The organism is Serratia sp. EWG9 (assembly GCF_019913725.1).
GTDB classification, from domain to species: Bacteria; Pseudomonadota; Gammaproteobacteria; order Enterobacterales; family Enterobacteriaceae; genus Serratia; species Serratia ureilytica.
Window position 1 is genome coordinate 1 of record NZ_JADNRO010000025.1, and the last position, 964, is coordinate 964.

Annotated in this window: 1 protein-coding gene; it reads right to left on the reverse strand. The window is 54.1% G+C overall.

Annotated features, from left to right (window positions below; translation table 11 throughout):
- Positions 1 to 4 precede the first annotated feature (4 nt).
- On the reverse strand, positions 5 to 964 hold a 960-nt coding region (gene tuf, locus ITX55_RS23860), incomplete at its 5' end, for an elongation factor Tu (RefSeq protein ID WP_197756245.1).

The following is a 964-nucleotide window of genomic DNA, read 5'->3' on the forward strand; positions in this document are numbered from 1 at the left end:
GCGATTAAGCGATAACTTTAGCAACAACACCAGCGCCTACAGTACGGCCGCCTTCACGGATTGCGAAACGCAGACCGTCGTCCATCGCGATTGGGTGAATCAGGGTTACAACCATGTTCACGTTGTCGCCTGGCATTACCATCTCTACGCCTTCTGGCAGTTCGATGGTACCGGTCACGTCAGTAGTACGGAAGTAGAACTGTGGACGGTAGCCTTTGAAGAATGGCGTGTGACGACCACCTTCATCTTTGCTCAGGATGTACACTTCAGATTCGAACTGGGTGTGCGGCTTGATGGAGCCTGGTTTAGCCAGTACCTGACCACGTTCGATTTCTTCACGTTTGATACCACGCAGCAGAACACCTACGTTCTCACCAGCACGGCCTTCGTCCAGCAGTTTGCGGAACATTTCAACGCCAGTACAGGTAGACTTAACGGTGTCTTTGATACCAACGATTTCAACTTCTTCGCCAACTTTGATGATACCGCGCTCAACACGACCGGTAACAACGGTACCACGACCGGAGATGGAGAATACGTCTTCGATTGGCAGCAGGAACGGCTTGTCGATAGCGCGCTCTGGCTCTGGGATGTAGCTGTCCAGGGCTTCGGCCAGTTCGATGATTTTCGCTTCCCACTCAGCTTCGCCTTCCAGCGCTTTCAGCGCGGAACCGCGGATCACTGGCAGGTCGTCGCCTGGGAAGTCGTACGCGGACAGCAGTTCGCGAACTTCCATTTCTACCAGTTCCAGCAGCTCTTCATCATCAACCATGTCGCATTTGTTCATGAATACGATGATGAAAGGAACGCCAACCTGACGACCCAGCAGGATGTGCTCACGGGTCTGAGGCATTGGGCCGTCAGTCGCAGCAACTACCAGGATCGCGCCGTCCATCTGAGCAGCACCGGTGATCATGTTTTTCACGTAGTCGGCGTGCCCTGGGCAGTCAACGTGCGCGTAGTG